Origin of the sequence: Microcoleus sp. Z1_A1 (genome assembly GCF_036700305.1) — a bacterium.
Taxonomy (GTDB): domain Bacteria; phylum Cyanobacteriota; class Cyanobacteriia; order Cyanobacteriales; family Microcoleaceae; genus Microcoleus.
This window is the reverse complement of record NZ_JAUBOR010000028.1, coordinates 22,654-41,370: the sequence shown is the minus strand read 5'-3', so window position 1 is coordinate 41,370 and position 18,717 is coordinate 22,654. Positions and strand designations below refer to the sequence as shown.

Annotated in this window: 18 protein-coding genes; 11 read left to right on the top strand and 7 right to left on the bottom strand. The window is 43.7% G+C overall.

Features of this window, described 5'->3' with window-relative positions:
- Positions 1–74: 74 nt before the first annotated feature.
- The 4 genes from QT973_RS18535 to QT973_RS18520 all read left to right on the top strand — a co-directional run bounded on the left by QT973_RS18535 (position 75) and on the right by QT973_RS18520 (position 3,394).
- Complete coding sequence (locus QT973_RS18535; protein WP_333391903.1) at positions 75–776, top strand: hypothetical protein; 702 nt, start codon at positions 75–77, stop codon at positions 774–776.
- A 59-nt stretch (positions 777–835) separates the two neighbouring features.
- A complete protein-coding gene (locus QT973_RS18530) occupies positions 836–1,204 on the top strand; it encodes a hypothetical protein (RefSeq protein WP_333391901.1) in 369 nt (122 codons plus the stop codon).
- Between the two features lie 56 nt (positions 1,205–1,260).
- Positions 1,261–2,238 (top strand): hypothetical protein, encoded by a 978-nt coding sequence (locus tag QT973_RS18525; protein ID WP_333391899.1) that lies wholly within the window; start codon positions 1,261–1,263, stop codon positions 2,236–2,238.
- 76 nt (positions 2,239–2,314) lie between these two features.
- On the top strand, positions 2,315–3,394 hold the full coding sequence (locus QT973_RS18520) for a hypothetical protein (RefSeq protein ID WP_333391897.1): 1,080 nt from the start codon (positions 2,315–2,317) through the stop codon (positions 3,392–3,394).
- A gap of 211 nt (positions 3,395–3,605) precedes the next feature.
- Here QT973_RS18520 and QT973_RS18515 read toward each other — a convergent pair whose 3' ends face one another.
- On the bottom strand, positions 3,606–3,962 hold the full coding sequence (locus QT973_RS18515; protein WP_333198382.1) for a CU044_2847 family protein: 357 nt from the start codon (positions 3,960–3,962) through the stop codon (positions 3,606–3,608).
- 149 nt (positions 3,963–4,111) lie between these two features.
- On the opposite strand from QT973_RS18515, the gene QT973_RS18510 reads away from it, so the two are divergent.
- From QT973_RS18510 to QT973_RS18500, 3 genes are all read left to right on the top strand, one after another.
- The gene (locus QT973_RS18510; RefSeq protein ID WP_333391895.1) at positions 4,112–7,627 is read left to right on the top strand and encodes an nSTAND1 domain-containing NTPase; all 3,516 of its coding nucleotides are present in this window, start codon (positions 4,112–4,114) and stop codon (positions 7,625–7,627) included.
- Positions 7,628–7,700: 73 nt separating this feature from the next.
- The gene (locus QT973_RS18505; RefSeq protein ID WP_333391893.1) at positions 7,701–8,084 is read left to right on the top strand and encodes a hypothetical protein; all 384 of its coding nucleotides are present in this window, start codon (positions 7,701–7,703) and stop codon (positions 8,082–8,084) included.
- A gap of 478 nt (positions 8,085–8,562) precedes the next feature.
- Entirely contained in the window at positions 8,563–8,844 is a 282-nt protein-coding gene (locus QT973_RS18500; protein ID WP_333289473.1) for a YiaA/YiaB family inner membrane protein, read from the top strand.
- Between the two features lie 95 nt (positions 8,845–8,939).
- On the opposite strand, the gene QT973_RS18495 is transcribed toward QT973_RS18500, so the two are convergent.
- The 4 genes from QT973_RS18495 to QT973_RS18480 form a co-directional block, all read right to left on the bottom strand.
- Positions 8,940–9,410, bottom strand: a complete 471-nt coding sequence (locus QT973_RS18495; protein ID WP_333391891.1) for a ferredoxin — start codon at positions 9,408–9,410, stop codon at positions 8,940–8,942.
- A 77-nt stretch (positions 9,411–9,487) separates the two neighbouring features.
- Positions 9,488–9,874 (bottom strand): DUF1257 domain-containing protein, encoded by a 387-nt coding sequence (locus QT973_RS18490; protein WP_242716193.1) that lies wholly within the window; start codon positions 9,872–9,874, stop codon positions 9,488–9,490.
- A gap of 40 nt (positions 9,875–9,914) precedes the next feature.
- Entirely contained in the window at positions 9,915–10,124 is a 210-nt protein-coding gene (locus QT973_RS18485; protein WP_015176940.1) for a DUF2997 domain-containing protein, read from the bottom strand.
- Positions 10,125–10,510: 386 nt separating this feature from the next.
- Complete coding sequence (locus QT973_RS18480; protein ID WP_333391889.1) at positions 10,511–11,383, bottom strand: ABC transporter permease; 873 nt, start codon at positions 11,381–11,383, stop codon at positions 10,511–10,513.
- Positions 11,384–11,565: 182 nt separating this feature from the next.
- Between QT973_RS18480 and QT973_RS18475 the strand changes: the two genes are divergently transcribed.
- Together QT973_RS18475 and QT973_RS18470 are read left to right on the top strand one after the other, a co-directional pair.
- On the top strand, positions 11,566–12,894 hold the full coding sequence (locus QT973_RS18475; protein WP_333259831.1) for a pitrilysin family protein: 1,329 nt from the start codon (positions 11,566–11,568) through the stop codon (positions 12,892–12,894).
- Between the two features lie 616 nt (positions 12,895–13,510).
- Positions 13,511–14,539 carry a C39 family peptidase gene (locus QT973_RS18470; protein WP_333051967.1) on the top strand — a complete coding sequence of 343 codons (1,029 nt, stop codon included), beginning with the start codon at positions 13,511–13,513 and terminating at the stop codon, positions 14,537–14,539.
- A gap of 318 nt (positions 14,540–14,857) precedes the next feature.
- Here the strand turns inward: QT973_RS18470 and nadC are convergent, their stop codons facing one another.
- Positions 14,858–15,742, bottom strand: coding sequence for a carboxylating nicotinate-nucleotide diphosphorylase (gene nadC / locus QT973_RS18465; protein WP_333391887.1), 885 nt, complete (start codon positions 15,740–15,742; stop codon positions 14,858–14,860).
- 277 nt (positions 15,743–16,019) lie between these two features.
- Between nadC and vapB the strand changes: the two genes are divergently transcribed.
- Both vapB and QT973_RS18455 read left to right on the top strand, forming a co-directional pair.
- Positions 16,020–16,241 carry a type II toxin-antitoxin system VapB family antitoxin gene (gene vapB, locus QT973_RS18460; protein WP_333338742.1) on the top strand — a complete coding sequence of 74 codons (222 nt, stop codon included), beginning with the start codon at positions 16,020–16,022 and terminating at the stop codon, positions 16,239–16,241.
- Positions 16,242–16,368: 127 nt separating this feature from the next.
- Positions 16,369–18,087: a hypothetical protein gene (locus tag QT973_RS18455; RefSeq protein ID WP_333338746.1), complete on the top strand. Its 1,719-nt coding sequence runs from the start codon at positions 16,369–16,371 to the stop codon at positions 18,085–18,087.
- Between the two features lie 189 nt (positions 18,088–18,276).
- Here QT973_RS18455 and QT973_RS18450 read toward each other — a convergent pair whose 3' ends face one another.
- Positions 18,277–18,687 (bottom strand): transcriptional regulator, encoded by a 411-nt coding sequence (locus QT973_RS18450; protein WP_333391885.1) that lies wholly within the window; start codon positions 18,685–18,687, stop codon positions 18,277–18,279.
- Between the last annotated feature and the right edge of the window lie 30 nt (positions 18,688–18,717).

Genomic DNA, 18,717 nt, shown 5'->3' with positions numbered 1-18,717 from the left:
TTGTGAGTTCTCAATTCCCAATTACCGATTCCTAATTGTCAGAACATAAATCAATAACTAAGGAAAAAGGAACAATGACTAAAACACAAGAAAGACCTACATTTTCAGTATTTGGTGCCAAACCGAGCAATGCTTTGCTAGTACCAGAAATCCCGATCGCAGTACGTAACAATTGCCAAAGTGGCCAGTGGGCGATCGGCGACACCGACTACGGTTCCAAGTGTTCCATGACAATCCTCAAATTCTCCAAATTCTTCGGCAGTTTAGGTCAAACTTCCCACACATTGTGGGGTCAACTGTGGTTTGTCGCAGAAAGTGGCGAATTGCCGCAAGGAGTAGTCATGGTGACATACATCAAAAACCGCAGCTTGAACGATTTTAACCGCTTGGTAGCATCAGTTCAATCTCGCGGCGTAGAACCTGCAACCGGAATTTTTGTTCCCGAATTTGTCAAGCATTCCGGTCAGAAACCAGACGACAGCGGAGTAGTAAAACCGATTAACTACTACAGCTTGAAATGGTCTTGGAACGAGCGGAAAGATTGGGCGGTTATCGACCAAGCCGCAGCAGTTTTGTCCGATTCTAGCAATCAATCGCGGATGATTGACTTAGAAGGAACAAGGGCTATGGTGTGTTTAGATAACCTGCCGGCGCAGCAAGTTGCCTGCTTGATGGCCGCTCACGCTGGCGGTGAAAGCGATGCTATGGCTTTGAATTCCAACGGCGGTATGTCACTACCGCCAGCCGAAGAGCAATTAACGGCTGACTTGTTCTAATTTTGTTGTAAAGGCGCGATTTAATCGCGCCTTTACCATAACTGTTACAACAGAGTGAAATGAAGAAATTAACCAAGCTGAAAACCAAACCAAACCTGCAAGAAAGTCGTTTGAAAGAGAATCTTGAGCTGCTAGACAAAATTCGGACAGACGCAGTTAACGACATTGAAAGTCTCACCCAAGACTTCCAGCACATGACTTTAGTAGCCGAATCAGTCCAGCGGAATTACCGAGCTTTGTTAGCGGAAAATCAATTGCTAAAAGGCGCACTTTTGAGTATAATTGATGAGTGCGCCTGCTGGGAAGGAAATCGGTGCGATCGCTGCTGGAAACTTCTCAAAATGCTAGCCAGCGCCAATCCCGAAGAAAAACCCGACGCAGCCAGAAAATACCAAGCTATTCTCAGCCAACTCCGCAACTTTGAATAACTGAAAACGTTTCACTAAAAAATCTCGAAAAATTAGAATCAGGAGAAGCAAACATTATGACAATAGCAACTGCCAAGGATAGCAAAGCCCAAATTTTGCAAAACTTTCAGCAGATTTTAGCAGACAAAAAAAAGATCGAATCCAAAGTCGAAACCAAAGAACAGTCAGCCGAAAAAGCCAAAAACAAACAACTCCTCGAAGTCGCTTCCACCTACACAATTGACAGCATAGTCAAAGGCTTGGCCGACTTGCAATTAGATTTCGGCAGCATCATCAGCGGACTTTCCGAAAAACTAAAGGCGGAATCTTCCAAATTAGACGAATTAAAACGCGCGATCGAAATCGAAGCCCAACAATTGCAAGAGTTGCAGCAAATCAGAGTTGTAGCAGACGCCCTCCACATTTTAACTCAAGAGCACCAAGAAAAATTGACACTGCTCGAACAAAACGCTGCTAACCAACGCGAAATTATCGAAAAAGACACGACCCAAAAACGCAAGAGTTGGGAAAAAGAACAGCAAGAATTTGAGGCAGCAGTTCAAGAAGAAACTGCACTCCTAACTAAAAAGCGCCAAGAAGAAACAGCAGATTATCAATACGAGTTACAGCGCACTCGCAAAATCGAAACCGACGAATACGAAGAAACGAAGCGCAAACTAGAACGGGACTTGCAAGAATCTACTCGCGAAAAAGAGAAAAATTGGGTGGAACGGGAAAAAGTCCTCAGCGACAATCAAGCGGAGTTTGAAGAGAATCAAAGAAAAGCCGCCGGATTTGAAGAAGAACTCAAACAGGCTTATGTCAAAGCCAAAGAAGAAGCAATTCAAGAAGTTTCCCGCGAAGCTAAAGTCAAGGCAGATTTAGTGGAGAAAGAATGGGAAGGCACTAAGCAAGGATATGAATTGAAAACGCAATCTTTGCAGCAGACTATTGAGCGACAAACCGAACAAATCGCCGAAATTTCCGCGCAACTGCAAGCCACGATGAAGCAAGCGCAAGATTTGGCAATGAAAGCTTTTGCCAGCAAAGCTTAAAACCTAGTAGGGTGTGCAATACACACCTTACGAAAAAATGACAGAAATTTTCCACCCTATTAAGAAATGAAAAGTCATGAACAAAAAAGTTAGCGACAAAAGCACCAAGGCTGAAATCTTAGAAGCGTACAAGGAAGCAGCGCAAGAAAAAGCGCAGCTAGAATCGCAAATCCAACAGCTAAACGCTTCCCAAAAGCAAACAGCAGCCCCACAAAAACCTATTGTGGAGGCACAAAAACCAATGGCTTTAACTCAAAATCCACAAAAAATGCAGTCCACAATCGACAATTTAATTTTACTGCAATTTGGCTTTGGTGGGGCTGTCAGCGAGTTGTCTGAAAAATTAACTTCAGAAGCTGCTAAAGTCGAAGAATTGCGGCGCACTGTGGGCGAGGAAATTCAACAACTGCAAGAGTTGCACAGTTTAGAAGATGTTGCAGAAGATACGCTGGACACTTTAATTCAACAGTACGAAGAAAGCGCGAAAACTTTTGCTGGCGAACTCAGCGAACAGCGCGAAACTGTTGAACAGGAATTGTTGGAACGCCGGCAAGCTTGGGAAAAAGAGCAGGAACTCCACAAGTTGGCCGTTAAAGAACGCAATGAGAATCATCAAAAAGCTCGCCAGCGGGATGAAGAGTTGTATGATTATGAGTTGAATCTTCAGCGAAATCTGGACATCGAAGAATACGAACAGCGCCAGAAAAGGCTGTATCAAGAAATCGAAGAGTTTCAGCAAGAACAGGAGAAACAGTGGGCGGAACGCGAAAAATCTATTTCGGAACGGGAAAAACTTTATGCTGAGGTGAAAGCGAAGGTAGAAGCTTTTCCGAAAGAACTGGAAGCTAATATCAAGAATGGGAAAGATAACGGCCGCAATATTGGCAATTATCAAGCTAAAGTTAAGGCTGATTTGTTTGCTAAAGATATCGAAGGGCAAAAGCAAAATTATGAACTGCAAATTCAAGGGATGTTGCAGACAATTCAAAATCAAGATGCGCGCCTTGCTAGCTTGTCGAAACAACTGGATTCTGCTTTGAAACAGGTTCAAGATTTGGCGGTGAAGGCGATTGAGGGTTCATCGAATTTGAGTTCTTTCCAAGCAGTGAGGGAAATTGCGATCGAACAAGCGAAGACTCAGCAAAAAAATAAGTAATCCGTAGCGCTTTTAGGAGCTAATTAGGTTGCTTTAGATACCCGATTTCTTGAAGAAGTCGGGTATCTGGGTATTGAAGGAACGCATCACTCGGCGGTTGAAACCGCTACTTGTCAAACGAATTCCACTCCAAGCGGACTAAGAAAAAGTGCGTATTCTGTGTTGTTAGTTGGGTTTACTTAATTAGCTGCGATTAAGGATTAAAAACTGTTTAAGACTTTTCGCTTGCAGCCGATTTAGGAAACTTGCACTTTACCTCAACTTCTAAGTTGCTTTCTGCTGAACCTTCAGTAATGTAAGGGATGCCGGCTTTTCCACCCATTTTGATGGCAAATTTAAGTGTTACCTCTTCAACCTCAGCCGCACCGAAATCTTTAAAAGCCGTCACAGCATACATAGCATAATTGCGAATTAGCAGGCGAGCTTGCTGCATCCGATTAAGTGCATCGCTTCGCACGTCTCTCACTTCATCAAAAGGACTATCCTCCTCTGAGGTTGCGGCTTCGTCAATTGTGACTTCGTACACTTCAGAACCTTCTTTAAAAGCGAAACGCTGTAATTCTGACATAATGTTACCTTTTGTTAAGTTTTTGTAGAGTTTGCTGAAAGATCGAGCTTGCTTCCGAAAAGTTGAGTTATTCTAGCGATAGAATTAAAACAGCTATTTAGGGTGCGTGTCAACTAAGGCAGTATTTTTTTAAATCCAGGTTGAACTAAATGGCTCGTTACGCCCTTGTTATTGGTATTGCTCAGTATCAAAGCTCCAACCTCAAACCCCTCCCTAAATCGGCTACTGATGCTGAAGTTGTTGCACGGGTATTAGAGGAATATGGCCAGTATACTGTTACTCGACTGCCACATCGCTGGAACGCTGAGACCCAACTTTTTGAAGTAGCACAGCAAAAAAGCGTTTCTGCTGATGAGGTATGTGAAGCTCTGCAAACTTTGCTCTTGGAACAAGGTACGAAAAGTGATGTACTGATTTATTTTGCGGGTCACGGTCTGACTTTTTTTGATAACTTGGGGGAGCAAAAAGGAGCATTGGCTACTTCCGACTGTCAGGTGGAAATGGTGGGAAGACAGGTGGTCAATTATAAACACGGGATTGATTTGTCAAGCCTCAATCGGCTAATTAAGAAGTCGGATCTGAGCAGTTTGGTAATGTTGTTGGACTGCTGTCATAGTGGATATTTTCTTGAAAGTCAGCTAGTGCAGCAAACTTTAACCGCTTTCAGTACACAAAAGGATTATTATTTAATTACGGCTTGCCGGAGTTTTGAGACTGTAAAAGCTTTGGCTGGGGAAGCGCACGCCATTTTTACAGGAGCTTTGCTGAAGGGTTTGGCATCGGAAAATGCTAGTAGAAATGGGCAGGTCAGTGGCGATCGCCTATTTGATTATATCAGCAATGAACTTAAGGGTACTCAGTGGGGGCAAGAAGCGATTCGTATGGGCTGGGGCCGCTGCATTACTCTGGTAACGTATCCGCAACTAGAGACTTCGGCTACTGAAATTAATTTCGATCGCAAAAATCCGTATCTGGGACTCTCTGCTTTTGAAGCTGAACAAGAGAAGTATTTTTGTGGGCGGGAGGAAGCAGTTCGGACGCTGATTACTCACCTGACAAATAGCCGTTTTTTATCCGTTATCGGCTATTCTGGTTCTGGCAAATCTTCTTTAATTAAAGCGGGATTGTTGCCACAGTTAAGTCGGGATAGAATTCCTGGTAGCAGTCAGTGGCCGGTTGAATCTTTTACTCCTGGGAAGCACCCCCTCGGAAAACTGGTAAATATTCTAGCTCGACATCAAGAGCAGAATCAGCTTTTTGTAATTTTTATAGATCAGTTTGAGGAGGTATTTACTCTCTGTGAAGATGAAGCCGAGCGACAGAGTTTTATCCGCCTGATCGTAAAGGAGATGAATGATACTGAGCGAAAGAGCCGGATGATTATTGCACTTCGTGGAGATTTTTTAATTCGCTGTGCTAATTATCCAGACGTTTTAAATTTGATCAATCATATTCCGACTACAACTTATATTGTGAAGTCGCTAGGGATTGAAGAGTTGCCAGAGGCGATCGAGAAACCAGCCGAACTGCACGGGGTAAAATTTGAACGGGGGTTAGTATCCCAAATTGCCCAGGATGTGGCCGGTCAACCGGGAGCATTACCGTTATTACAATACGCTTTGAAAGAGTTGTGGCGAGTCTGCATAGAAAAACCGGAATTTCCCGAACCGTTACTGACGAGAAATGGCTATGAAGAAATTGGCGGTGTTCAAGGGGCTTTGGAAAATCGAGCTAATGTGATCTACCAAAGTCTTAGTGATGGCGATCGCCTTTTTGTACGCAAACTGTTTATGGAATTGGTGCAGTTGGGTGAGGGTACGGAGGTAACGCGCCGGCGGGTTGAGTGGAAAAGACTGAGGGAGATCGCGGATTCTCCTGAGCAGTTAGAGCGGGTAATTGGGCTGTTGGCTGGGGCGCAGCAGCGTTTAATTATTGTGGATGAAAACACGGTGGAAGTGGCTCACGAAGCTCTGTTGTGCCGGTGGAAGTTACTGAGTGACTGGATTGAAGAGGATCAGGAGAATATTCGGATTTGTCGGCGCTTAGAGGTAGCTTGTCGGGAGTGGGAAAAAACTTATGGTAAGTCAGATGATGCGCTGTTGACGGGTGCGCGATTGGCGGAGGTTGAGGAGTGGGAGAAGAGGGTGCAGCGGCATTTGACTGGGGATGAGAGGGAGTTTTTGCAGAGGAGTGTGGGTAGGCGCGATCGGCAGATTCAAGATGAATTACAGCAACAGCGGCAATTACGGGAAGCAGCAGAAGCAAAAGCTATGGCGGAATTGGAAAAGTCTATAGAAGCAGAAGCTAGAGCCAAGGCTGAAGCTGAAAAAGCTGAAGAGGCTAGAGCCAGAGCTAAAGCTGAATCGCAAAAAACTAAGCTAGCAGTTAGAGGAGGAATTTTACTGGCTATGCTAGCAATTTTAACATCAGGATTAGCCCTGTGGGCTAAAGCCGAGAGTAACAGAGCAACAACCAATGAAATTAAGGTATTAACTGAATCGGCAGAAACTTTTTTCAATGTCAATTATCAGCTAGAAGCATTAACAGCAAGTGTGAAAGCATTAAAAAAATTTCAGAAGCAACAGACTGAAGTTCCAAATTCTCTTCAAACAATAATTGGGGAAGTTCGAGAAATTAATCGGTTGGAAGGACATACTGATGACATTAGAGATGTTAGTTTTAGTCCCGATGGTAATATCATTGCTTCTGCTAGTGATGATAAAACTGTGAAGCTTTGGAATAAAGAAGGAGAAGTGTTAGCCGAACTGAAACATACCAGTGGTAGGGGAGTGTGGGGTGTCAGCTTCAGCCCCAACAGTCAAGCTGTTGCTACTGCTGATACTGATGGTATTGTAAAAATCTGGGAGCTTAAAAAGATTGTGGAGAAATCAAATTCCGAGGTCAAACTACCAACACACGGTAAGTTAGATGATGCGATCAGAGTAACTTTTAGTAAAAATGGTGAATTAATTGCTTCTGTTCATTGGGATAAAACTGTAAGAATTTGGGATTTTAAAACAAAAAGTTTAAAAAAAACTATAATAGATAAAAATAATCCATCTGATTCTTTTTGGCTCAGTTTTAGCCCTGATGGCAAAAAAATTGCTACGGCTAGGAGAGATAAAACGGTAAAAATTTGGCAAGTAGATAGTGGTAGATTACTAAAAAGTCTTATAGGTCATAGCAAGTTAGTTTATGGTGTCAGTTTCAGTCCTAATGGTGACATAATTGCTTCTTCGAGTTGGGATAAAACTATAAAGCTATGGCAGGTAGAGAGTGGCAACCTGATCAGGACTTTTGAGGGGCTTGATGGACATACCGATGCGGTTAATGGCATTGCTTTCAGCCATGATGGTAAAATGATTGCATCTGCTAGTACAGACAAAACTATAAAGCTATGGCAAGTAGCAGATGGCAAGTTAATTCACACCTTTAGAGGACATACTGATACAGTCAATAATGTTAGTTTTAGCCCGGATGACCAGACAATTGTTTCTGCTAGTGATGATGATACAGTAAGAATGTGGAGTTTACAAAAAGTTAGCAGTCAGAGCAATGATGTCAATAAAGTTTTGAAAAATAGCTGTAAGTGGCTGAAAAAATATTTGCGAAATAATGCTAATGTTGCTGTTGAAGATAGGGAAATTTGTACCAATCAATTTTAAATCGAGGGATTGACAGAAAAAATCATTGAAAGTATAATAAATAATTACAAAGTTGTGTTTGGCAGGCAAAAAAATGAAAGCACTCAGCGAATCTATCGAGAAGCTAAAAAAGTCATCCAGCCAGATAAATTATGATACGGAGTTGAGCAAAATAGTCCAAAACTTCACATCTGAGATGGAAGCATGTGTGGGAGATGAGTGTACATATCAAATGACTGAAGAACATAAAACAGAGATTGCATACTTCGTAAATATTGTTAATGCAATCTCAAGTAACGATGCTTTTTTAAGGGATGTTTCACTTGAAAAGATTAGCTCGACTTTAAACGCCGCTACAATCAAAGGGTGTAAGACGTGTCCAGAGCCACCATGCAAAGCAGAAAAAAGCATAGGAAAAATGAATGATTTATTTATAGAAAGATTGCAATTTTTGAGAAAGGGAAGGTCTGAGATATAAGTGGCTGAACCCTTTATAGCAATCCTAAGTGATTTTCTAGATATGTAAAATCTGAAAGTCTTGCTATACAAGAAGTCTAGGAAGACAAGAGGGCGTTGTGTTGTGAGACTCAGATCGGATTGCTATATTTCTATTCGGTGAAAAGGTTAGCGCCCCTCTCCTTTTCTCCCCCCCAAGCAACAGCGATCGCCCTTTACTCTCCTTTACCCTCCCAAAAGCTAAACTAAAACCAGCACCCAACAATCAAATAGCAACGAATCCCACTCAATCAATCTCCCTTAGTCCAGTTTCCAAACTGTCTACTCCCACCCAGTCTTCCTTGAGCCTTAAACCCTATCTACAGCGTTCTAATTTTTAGTCAAAAGCCCGATCGCACTGTTCACTTATCGAAACTGTCCCCTGCTCTCCTGACCGCTTCACTCACGCTATCTATTCTTTAAGTTAATCAACCAAAAGATATATTTGACTTAGAGGCACTATGCAGAAACAAATCATACGCCAAAAAGATACTAATGCTTGGATACTTCAGTGCTGGGTTTCTTTTATTGTTGCCCTGTCCGCAACTACTGTAGGTATCATTTATTTACAGGTAGACCCCTGGCAAAAAGCTTTTATGGGTATGGGTTTAACTTTTTCTGTCGGCTCGTCTTTTACTTTAGCAAAAACCATTCGCGATAACAACGAGGCATCAACATTAACTGCCAGAATCGACGAAGCTAGAGTTGAGAAAATTCTCGCTGAGCACCATCCTCTCAAATAAACTTTAATTATACAATGTATACAAAAAACAGCCCGCGCGGGCTGTTTTTGTTGTTTGAGCCACAGGTTTCAAGCTGTGGATGTGAATTGGGGATTTCAATGGGTACCTTTGAACTTACGATCGCCCAACTTATTCTTTTGTCGCTGGCGAATACCGGCCTTAACTGTCGCCATATCCACCGGAAAACCAACGACAGGAATCACCTGATCCTTGCGTTCTTCTTCCAGATTCTTGAGTTCGGTGTAATCAACCCAGTGAATGCAATTCACCGGACAAGTGTCGATCGCCTCAGCAATCAACTCTTCCGAATCCCCGTCTTGTCGAACTACGCGCGATCGACCGTAATCCGGTTCAATATAAAAAGTATTGCGAGCAACGTGAGCACAGTGCTTGCAGCCAATGCAGGTAATCTCATCAACATAGACACCTTTTTGGCGCAACACTCCGCCCAACTCCGGTTCCAAACCAGAGCGATCGGGCGCATCCCGCAAAAATCCCCCCAACTCCGGCTCTAAACCAGAGCGATCGATTGCTGTATCTATTCCGAGTCCAGAAAGCTCAGACATTTAGACCCCCACAATAGTAAATAAGTCCGCGAAAGCGGACTTTGATGAAACAAGATTGCAAAAATCTCGAAAAATTATTAAGCGCACCAGCGTTGCACCACCAAGCGGAGCGAACCGTCTTGATTTTGCTTTTGCTCAGAAATTTGGAAACCCTGCTTAGCGCTTTCATTCACCACAGTATGGTAAGCGTAGCGCTGAGTCACCTTATTCAGAAAACGGTCTACAGACCAAGCTTGCTGCCAAAACTGCAAGTCAGCCACCAATTCATACTCAGTCCCGTTCCAGCTAAAACCTACGTCGTAGCCGTTTTTTTGCTCAATCACGACCTCAGCGGTGCTGGTTAGGCCGCGATAGCCACGCACCTCAGTTGGGCCCGACTTCCAGTCAATACCCAAGTCAGTTAAAGCAGCTTCCAAAGAATTCAAATTGCGGATCTGGGTCTTAATTTGGCTAAAGTGTGACATGGTGATTCCAAAAAAATTTAAGTGAACTCAACAAAAAAAATTACCAATCGCTAAAAGCCACTTGGGCCGTCGCTTCGGCTGACTGATGCAGCGCTTGCGTGAAATATTCGGATGTTGACTCTTGGTGAAGCACCACGCCGAGCTGAGCTTCAATTGCAGCCGTTACCTCAGCACAGGAAGCACCGACAATGCCGGTGACTGTTTCCTGTACGCGGCCATCTGGATAGATCACAAACTCTAGTGTTTCCATAATGCGGGCTGACTGAATAGGAATATTGAGAACAGACACCGACACCAGCAAGCCAGGGACGATGCCTCCTGAAGTAGCTTCTTGAGAGTTGGCTGACTGACAAAGCGCTATATCAATTTTGACTAATTGATAGGTTTTGAGTCACAACTTAACAGAAGTTATTAATATGTAGAAGCAATACATCAGTTGTATGTAAAGTTTCGCGTAGATCGTGACAGCAGTCAAGTCGGTCGATTTTAGATTTTAGATTTTAGATTTTAGATTTTAGAGGGAGGAGGAAGGAAGAGGGGATGAACCGCAGAGGGCGCAGAGGGCGCAGAGGGAAGAAGGCAGAAGGTAAAAGGCAGAAGGCAAAACGCAAAAATATAAATTCCCCCACTCCCCCTCTAATTCCCTCTGGGGTCTAAAACGTCTCGCAGGCCATCCCCCAAAAGGTTGAAACCAAGAACAGTCAAGGTAATCAGCAAACCTGGAAACACGATCGTCCAAGGAGACGAAAGAGCGTATCCGCCTTTAAAAGCATCAGAAAGCATTGTCCCCAACTCAGGAACCGGCGGCTGTGCGCCCAAACCCAAAAAACCTAAACCGGCAGATTCTAGTGTCGCCGTACCAGTCGAAAGAGTTGCTTGTACAACTAAAGGCGCGAGACTTCCCGGCAAAATGTGGCGAAAAATAATCCGCAAGTCGCTGGCGCCCAAGGCTTTGACAGCCAAAACAAATTCTTGTTCCCGCAGAGACAGCACCATACTGCGAGTTAAGCGGATGTAAATTGGAATTTGCACGAGGCTGACGGCGATAATTACGCTTTGCAGGCTCGGCCCGGTGACGGTAACAACGCCGATCGCCAGTAAAATCGAAGGAAAAGCTAACAAAATATCCGCCAAAGTGCCGATCGCCATTTCCAGCAATCCCCGAAAATACCCGGCCACCAGCCCCAAAAGCGCTCCCACAATTAAACCCGCACCCACAGAAACCAGGCTGACGAGTAAAGATATCCCCAATCCGTGCCACACCCGCACCAACAAATCTCGCCCCAAACTGTCGGTGCCAAACCAATGTTTAGCGCTAGGAGCCACTAAGCGCGACAAATAATCTCGATCGACCGCCGGATCGTAAGGGGAAAGTAGGGGGGCCAACAGTGCCGCGATCGTCAGCGCTACAGTCAAAATTAAGCCGATTTTCCCCGAAGTCGATCGCCAAAATCGTTGAAAAGCTGCTTGTGGAAATATTAAGTTTTTATTCCATCTTCGATTTTCCATCTTTTGCTATCACAAAAAAACTGAGGAATTAAGCAACTATTAGGATAAATTAACGCTCGCGATCGCCCCCGACAACATCCCCAGCAACCATCAGCCGTGGGATCAATCTAAAATCTAAAATCTAAAATCTAAAATCGGATGACCATTTAAGATATAGAGAACAAGATCAATTTAAAAGCACAATGACATCAACCTTACTCAAAACCTCCGCCCGATCGCCCCTCAACGCCCCAACAATCCGCCATTTCCCCAACGGCCTCACCGTTATAGCCGAACACTTGCCGGTCGATGCTGTTAACCTCAGCGTGTGGCTCAATTTAGGCTCAGCCGTCGAACCAGACGACATTAACGGCATGGCTCACTTTTTAGAACACATGATTTTTAAGGGAACTCCCAGCATTCCCAGTGGCGAATTTGAGCGCGCGATCGAGCAACGCGGCGCTGTCACCAATGCTGCCACCAGCCAAGATTACACTAACTATTACATCACCACAGCTCCTAAAGATTTTGCCGAACTAGCTCCCCTGCAAGTCGATGTGTTGCTCAACGCCAGCATTCCCGACGACGCCTTCGATCGCGAAAGGCTGGTAGTCTTAGAAGAAATTAGACGATCGGAAGACAATCCCCGCCGCCGCACCTATCAGCGATCGATGGAATTAGCCTTTGAAGTCCTGCCCTACAAGCGACCGGTACTCGGCCCGACTGCGGTAATCGAACAGTTGACAGCGCAACAAATGCGGGATTTCCACAGCAGCAGATATCACCCAGGGGCCATGACAGCCGTAGCTGTCGGCAATTTGCCAGTCGATCGACTAATAGAAATTGTCGCAGACAGTTTTGCAGCAAAAAGTACAGCACACAACAACAAAATAAATGTGCCCGCTGTCGGCAACTTTCACCCAGAATCCCAAACCCTGAACTACGGTCAAGAATCGCCATTTACAGAAACAGTCCGCCGCGAATTTGTAGACTCTTCCCTTCAGCAAGCCCGACTGATCGTGATGTGGCGAGTGCCAGGTTTCATGGAAATGTCCGAAACTTATGCCCTCGACGTTTTGGCGACAATTTTGGGACACGGCCGCACAACTCGCTTGGTTCAGGATTTGCGCGAAGAAAAAGGGCTAGTTTCGTCAATTTCGGTCAGCAACATGACTCAGCGACTCGGCGGTGTATTCTCAATTTCCGCTCAACTACCGACAGAAAACTTGGCAGCAGTGGAAGCTGCGATCGTCCAACACATCCGCACTCTCCAAACCGAACTGGTGACAGATGCCGAAATTTCCCGCATTCGCACCCAAGTAGCCAATCGGTTTATCTTTGGTAACGAAACTCCGAGCGATCGAGCAAGTTTGTACGGTTACTATCAGTCGATGGTAGGAGATATCGCTCCCGCCCTCAACTATGCCGCCTGCATCCAAGCTCAGACTGCCGAGGATCTCCGAGAAGCCGCTGTCAAATATCTGTCTCCCGACGCAATGGGTGTTGTGGTAATTCGCCCAGACGAAGCATAAATCTGACTTCGCCTCAACAGGGCAATTCTGCTATCCTTCTGCTTTTGAGTCATCCAACAGCATTCGGAATTCGGCAGAAACAATGTCAACGCGCACGAGGGATTTTTAGTCAATAGTGCGTGAAATTCGATCGGCTCTCGCCTTGAAGGTTTTGTATCCAATAATTAGTATGAAGCCTTTAAGGTACGGGCGATCGGCAAAATTACCGTAATTTTATGAGACGATAAACTGGGAATTATTGACGAGCCAGCAATTTAGTCTAGGAAAACCGGGTTTATTGGCGATCGTAATTCTAAAATCTAAAATTTAAAATCTAAAATTTAAAATCGATTGAGCGACAAAATTACCGTAATTTTATGAGACGATAAACAGGGAATTATTGACAATCAAGCAATTTAGTCTAGGGAAACCGGATTTATCGGCGATCGTAATTCTAAAATCTAAAATCTAAAATCGATCGATCGGTAAAATCACCGTAATTTTATGAGACGATAAACAGGGAATTATTGACAATCAAGCAATTTAGTCTGGGGCCACCTGATTTATCTGCGGTCGTAATTGTCAAATCTAAAATCTAAAATCTAAAATCTAAAATCGACTGACAGGGCACGCAAGCATGAAATTACAAAACTTTCTCAACTCAAACATTAGGTACGATGCCAAAGCAATCGCTGCAGACGACGAACTCAGTGGCCAAATTCAAAGTCGCCTCATTGACCTAGGTTTACTGAAACCTCCCGTAGACGGAATTTTTGGCCCTCTCTCTACCGCCACCCTCCACCGATTTCAAACTCTGATGAAGTGCGGCGAAGCGGGTTTTTTGGGAGCAGTCACAGCCAAAAAGCTGATCGAAACCAAACCAGAGGACATTCCCACACAGCCCCTGATCCTGAAAACGCTCAGAGACACCATTTTTAAATCAAAACCGGTCGCGTCTTCTCAACTTCAGGACTCAGAAAAACAAGTAATACCAGCCGGAAAAGAGTTGGAGATCCTGGCTTTTGCTCCGGCTCGCTGTCACATCAGAGTTGCTCTCCGCAACGAGTCTTTCAAAGGTTCAGGGGTTTGGTATGTTTTCGGAGGACACGCTCAAATTACTCAAGACAGCATTCTACTTTTTCCGAAACCTAATCCCCCAACTGTCAGGCTTGGCATTCCTTATCTATCGCAAATGGATAACTTGAATAATCCTACAGGTTCTTGCAATGTAACTTCATTAGCGATGTGTCTGGACTTTTTGAAGGTGCCACGGCGCAAACAAACCGGGCAATATGAAGACGAACTTTACGAATATGCGATCGCCAAAGGTTACAGTCGCTGGGATCCCTACGATTTAGCAAAAATTGTTAGAGATTACGGCGCTCAAGATTTCTTTACCGAGAATGCAACTATTGATGACGTTCAAGATTGGCTAGCCAGCGGAAATCCCGCTGTCATCCACGGATACTTCACGTCTTTCGGTCACATTATAGTTGTCGCAGGCTACGACAGCGAGGGATTCTTCGTTCACGATCCCTATGGCGAGTGGTTCCGAACTGGCTACGATACAAGTGTCAGCGGTGCTTACTTGCACTATACTTACCGCTTAATCCGCAGCCTCTGTATACCTGACGGGCATTTTTGGGTTCATTTTATCTCTAAGTAGTAATTTGTTAGTAGTTAGTGGTTATTGGTTATTGGTTATTGGTAATAACTAACCAATAGTTGACAGTTGACTCTCAGCAAGGTCGGACACGGCATTGCCCATTGGTACCAACTTCAGCCGCAATATCGATCGGGCCCCAAATACCGCCAGGGGTTTAAACCCCTGGCTCATAGCGAAAGTCCTCTAAAAGAGGACTGAATAATTCATTAGACTTCTCCCGAAATTAGATTTTAGCTTAGGCTTGACTTGGGTTTCAAGTTCTTTTTTGGAGATGTCTCTTAGTCCTCTTTTAGAGGACTTCAGCTTTGAGGCAGGGGTTTAAACCCCTGCCGGACTGCGGGTATTACTATTAATTTTCATGCTCAAATCCAGCCAAGTCGATCGCGTAATCGGAGCACTGGTAGAAATATAGTCAACTCCGGTTTCGGCTACACTTCTAATTGTTTCTAAGGTAACATTGCCGGAAGCTTCAATTTTTACCCGATCGCTCTTTTCGCGAATAATGGCCACAGCCTGCCGCATCAAATCAAAGGACATATTATCTAACATGATAATATCAGCTTTGTGCTGCAAAGCTGTCTCTACTTCGGCGAGAGTTTCGGTTTCGACTTCGATCGTCAGCGGATAGGGGATAGAATTGCGAATTAGGGCGATCGCCTCTGCAATTCCCCCAGCCGCCGCAATGTGATTGTCTTTAATCATCACCGCGTCATCTAATCCCATCCGGTGATTGCAAGCACCGCCGATTTGAGTTGCGTATTTTTCCAACAATCTCAATCCGGGCGTTGTCTTGCGGGTATCCACCAATTGCACGGGCAAATGGGCAATTTTGTCAACATATTTCTGAGTTAAAGTAGCGATGCCGCTCAAACGCATTGCCAAGTTTAAAGCTACTCTTTCTCCGGTTAGCAGCGCATCGAAGTTGCCGGAAATTTCGGCGATTACTTCTCCTTTTTCGCACAGTTTCCCTTCTGGTACTTGGGGAATGAAACTGAGGCTGCTGTCTAAAAGTTTAAATGTGCGATCGGCAATTGGCAATCCCGCAATGACTCCAGCTTCTTTGACTATCCATTTAGCCGTACCCTGGATGCTGTTTGCGGGGAATAAGGCCGATGTTGTGCGATCGCCCCTACCGATATCTTCTAGTAGCCAGTTGTGCAATAGGGAGTCTAAAACTATCCAAGGCGGTAATATTGCTGTCATGTTTTTGTTGGTTGTTATATCAAGATGATATCTACTAGGAAGAATAGTCGATCGGGTAATTTTAGGCAAGTTGCAGAATGATGATGGTGTTAGTGGGATCTGGGGCGATTCCCTTCGGGATAGCTTCGCTTCACGGGATTTGGGAGGCGGGGGCGATCGCACTAGATAATGGGGTATTCTGTGGCTGACATTGGGTGTTGGTGCTTTAATGGAGTAGATGGGGCGAGCGCGAGCAGAAACCATGATACAACCAGTCATTTTTAAAGGAGAGTAAAAAATGATGATAGAAACCGCCATCTTAAAAAATCTCGAAAAATTACCTGAATCTGTCAAACAGGCAGTCCTTGACTATATAGAATTTCTGGTGAACCGATACGCCCAAGAGCCTCCTAAAACGGCAAAAGCTGCCAAGCGAGGCGGACTTGGTATTTGGAAAGGTAAAATCTGGATGTCTGATGATTTTGATGAACCTCTCGAAGATTTGAAGGATTATATGTAAACGAGTCTCCTGTTGACAACGTTGGGTATTGGTGCTTTGATGGGATAAATGGGTTTACTTTGGTATCAAAAAAAGATTGAGCCTCTTAAGGCTGTTCATCTGACTCATATAGGGTTAACTAATTGCCGTGAATATCACATCAGGTATGGATGCAGGTATGGATAATAGTGAGCTACAGAAAAGGCACTTTGCTGCTCTTAAACAGAAATATCAAGTAGGTCAGTATAATAGTGGTGTATCTGATAGTTTCCTATATCTGATACTGAGAAAAGCCGACCTGGGCATTCAGGTCACAAACCTAGAGTTTCAATGGCTAACAGAGAATCGCCTTGTCGGAACCGTTGAAATCATTTCTTTACAGCAATACCAAGCACAAGACAAGAAGAGGCTAGAAGCTGAATTTCTACAACTGCGAACTAAGTACCATATTCCAAAACAGTTAGAGATTCCAATCTCCAGCCCAGTCTATTCAATACTTTGGAAATTAGATCCTGGGTATAGCCTTACAGATTCAGAGTTGGAACTACTAAATAATCATGGTCTTGTAGACACAATAACTTTGATTCAAGATATTCGTAACTTTTCAAAACTCAAAATTAACTATAAAGCGACTAAGAATCTAAACCAATTTCCTGAAGAGCCTCTGTATTCAATTCTGAAAAAGCTTGATGCGAGAGAGCAATTATCTAACTTCGAAGCTGAATGGCTTTTAGAATTAGATTTTGGAGAAACACTAGAAATTCATTGGCAGCAAGAGGATGAAAGGAAAGCTGAAATTGAATTTTCAGAACTAAAGTCTAAATATCAGATTGATTCTCACCCAGATACTTCTATTTCTAGTCTACTATATTCTATTTTGAGCAAATTCAACTCAGAATTAGAATTAGAGCCTAGTGAATGTGAATGGTTGAAACAGCAAAACTTGAGCGAGTTAATTTCAATCGATCGAGAGCGTAAGGACAGAAGATTCTTTGCGGAACTTAAAAAGAAATACAAAGCCACTCAATATCAAAGCTCAGAACCTTCGAGCCGTTTATTTTTAATCCTTAGAATTTTTGAGATTAGTGAATCAAAAACTTCCAACCCTTCTGAGGAATCGAAAGTATTGATTGACGAAAAAGATATTCAGTGGTTGTCAGAAGAAGGACTTGTTGAGACAGTAGATATTGCCAAACAGATCCACTTCAGGACATTAAAAACCAAGTATCAGATTGTGGGTCAATTAGCGCTCGACCCATTTTATGAAATTATGCTCAAACTTGAGCGAGAGGAACGACTCGACCCAAAACAAGTCATTCAATTAATTGAAGAAGGTCGTCTTGCTCGACATGGAAAGATAGCGATCGCCTACTACAGATTAGAAGCAATATTTTGCGAAAAAGAACATCAACGAACTGGAAACAGATGGAAGCTACCGAGTGCAAGTAGTAACTGGCGGAAGGCAGATGAGCCGGAAAAAGCTCTAAAAGTAACAGAAAATGTGAACTGGAACAAAGTACAAGAATCTGACCTGAAATCAGCTCTGTGGGTAACTAGAGGTGCAGCATTTCGGGATCTTAATCAACTAGATGAAGCAGAAAATTGTGCAACGCAAGCAAGAGAATGTCACCCTGATAGTCACCAACCCTATACCCTTATGGGAGCAATTTGTTACGACAGAGGTGAATATGCGGATGGTGATAATTGGTTTGAACTGGCCGCAGAACGTGGGGCTGACGATACCGATGACGAAATTGAAAGAATTGTCAGAATGACAAAAGACAAGGATAAACGTAGAGAAGTTGCAGAGTATCTTCTGAGTAAAGATTCAAATCGCTATAAATGGGCAAATTCGTATCTAAAGTAGGAAGAACTATGGAAGCATCGAAAAGGTCTGCCTCTACCAGTATCCTGACGGCTCATATAGGTGCAAAGGAAAAGGCAAGATGATCGCCCACTATTCACTGCTAAAATAAGGGCGATCGCTTAAAACTAATGACTAATGAGCCTGAGAGTGAATATCAGCAACTCCTACTCAATAAGTAGCCGATCGCCCTTAAAGAAACAAACTAATATCCACTTGGAAAAAATCGGCTAACTTCGTGGCTTCATCTATTTCGATCGCCCTTCCACTAACAAAAACTTGCTCAACCTCTGTTTCCGTTCCCAAAACAGGAATCAAATCTGATTTGTCCAAATTTCTCGCATCCATTAAATGTTGCAACATTGAAGCAGCATTTCCTGCAGGAATCGGATAATTTTCAGATTCAAATTTTTCAATCAGCGTTATCAAAAGCTCCAGAAATAGCTCTGACTCCAGCGATCGCATAGGGCGGTGTTCCAGTTCGCAAGCGAGAGCGATCGCGGCCTCGTTTTCTGCCTCATTTGCGATCGGTTTTGGTTGATAGCGAACAAGTAAATCTGTATAAGATTTTGCATCCAAAGTACGGATCATTTTTCCACTCATCCTTACTTATATTTACACAGGTAGCGATTG

Bases quoted from the DNA above. Each gene is read 5' to 3' on its own strand.
- QT973_RS18535 (WP_333391903.1), top strand. From the start codon at position 75: ATGACTAAAACACAAGAAAGACCTACATTTTCAGTATTTGGTGCCAAA.
- QT973_RS18530 (WP_333391901.1), top strand. From the start codon at position 836: ATGAAGAAATTAACCAAGCTGAAAACCAAACCAAACCTGCAAGAAAGT.
- QT973_RS18525 (WP_333391899.1), top strand. From the start codon at position 1,261: ATGACAATAGCAACTGCCAAGGATAGCAAAGCCCAAATTTTGCAAAAC.
- QT973_RS18520 (WP_333391897.1), top strand. From the start codon at position 2,315: ATGAACAAAAAAGTTAGCGACAAAAGCACCAAGGCTGAAATCTTAGAA.
- QT973_RS18515 (WP_333198382.1), bottom strand. From the start codon at position 3,962: ATGTCAGAATTACAGCGTTTCGCTTTTAAAGAAGGTTCTGAAGTGTAC.
- QT973_RS18510 (WP_333391895.1), top strand. From the start codon at position 4,112: ATGGCTCGTTACGCCCTTGTTATTGGTATTGCTCAGTATCAAAGCTCC.
- QT973_RS18505 (WP_333391893.1), top strand. From the start codon at position 7,701: ATGAAAGCACTCAGCGAATCTATCGAGAAGCTAAAAAAGTCATCCAGC.
- QT973_RS18500 (WP_333289473.1), top strand. From the start codon at position 8,563: ATGCAGAAACAAATCATACGCCAAAAAGATACTAATGCTTGGATACTT.
- QT973_RS18495 (WP_333391891.1), bottom strand. From the start codon at position 9,410: ATGTCTGAGCTTTCTGGACTCGGAATAGATACAGCAATCGATCGCTCT.
- QT973_RS18490 (WP_242716193.1), bottom strand. From the start codon at position 9,874: ATGTCACACTTTAGCCAAATTAAGACCCAGATCCGCAATTTGAATTCT.
- QT973_RS18485 (WP_015176940.1), bottom strand. From the start codon at position 10,124: ATGGAAACACTAGAGTTTGTGATCTATCCAGATGGCCGCGTACAGGAA.
- QT973_RS18480 (WP_333391889.1), bottom strand. From the start codon at position 11,383: ATGGAAAATCGAAGATGGAATAAAAACTTAATATTTCCACAAGCAGCT.
- QT973_RS18475 (WP_333259831.1), top strand. From the start codon at position 11,566: ATGACATCAACCTTACTCAAAACCTCCGCCCGATCGCCCCTCAACGCC.
- QT973_RS18470 (WP_333051967.1), top strand. From the start codon at position 13,511: ATGAAATTACAAAACTTTCTCAACTCAAACATTAGGTACGATGCCAAA.
- nadC (WP_333391887.1), bottom strand. From the start codon at position 15,742: ATGACAGCAATATTACCGCCTTGGATAGTTTTAGACTCCCTATTGCAC.
- vapB (WP_333338742.1), top strand. From the start codon at position 16,020: ATGATGATAGAAACCGCCATCTTAAAAAATCTCGAAAAATTACCTGAA.
- QT973_RS18450 (WP_333391885.1), bottom strand. From the start codon at position 18,687: ATGAGTGGAAAAATGATCCGTACTTTGGATGCAAAATCTTATACAGAT.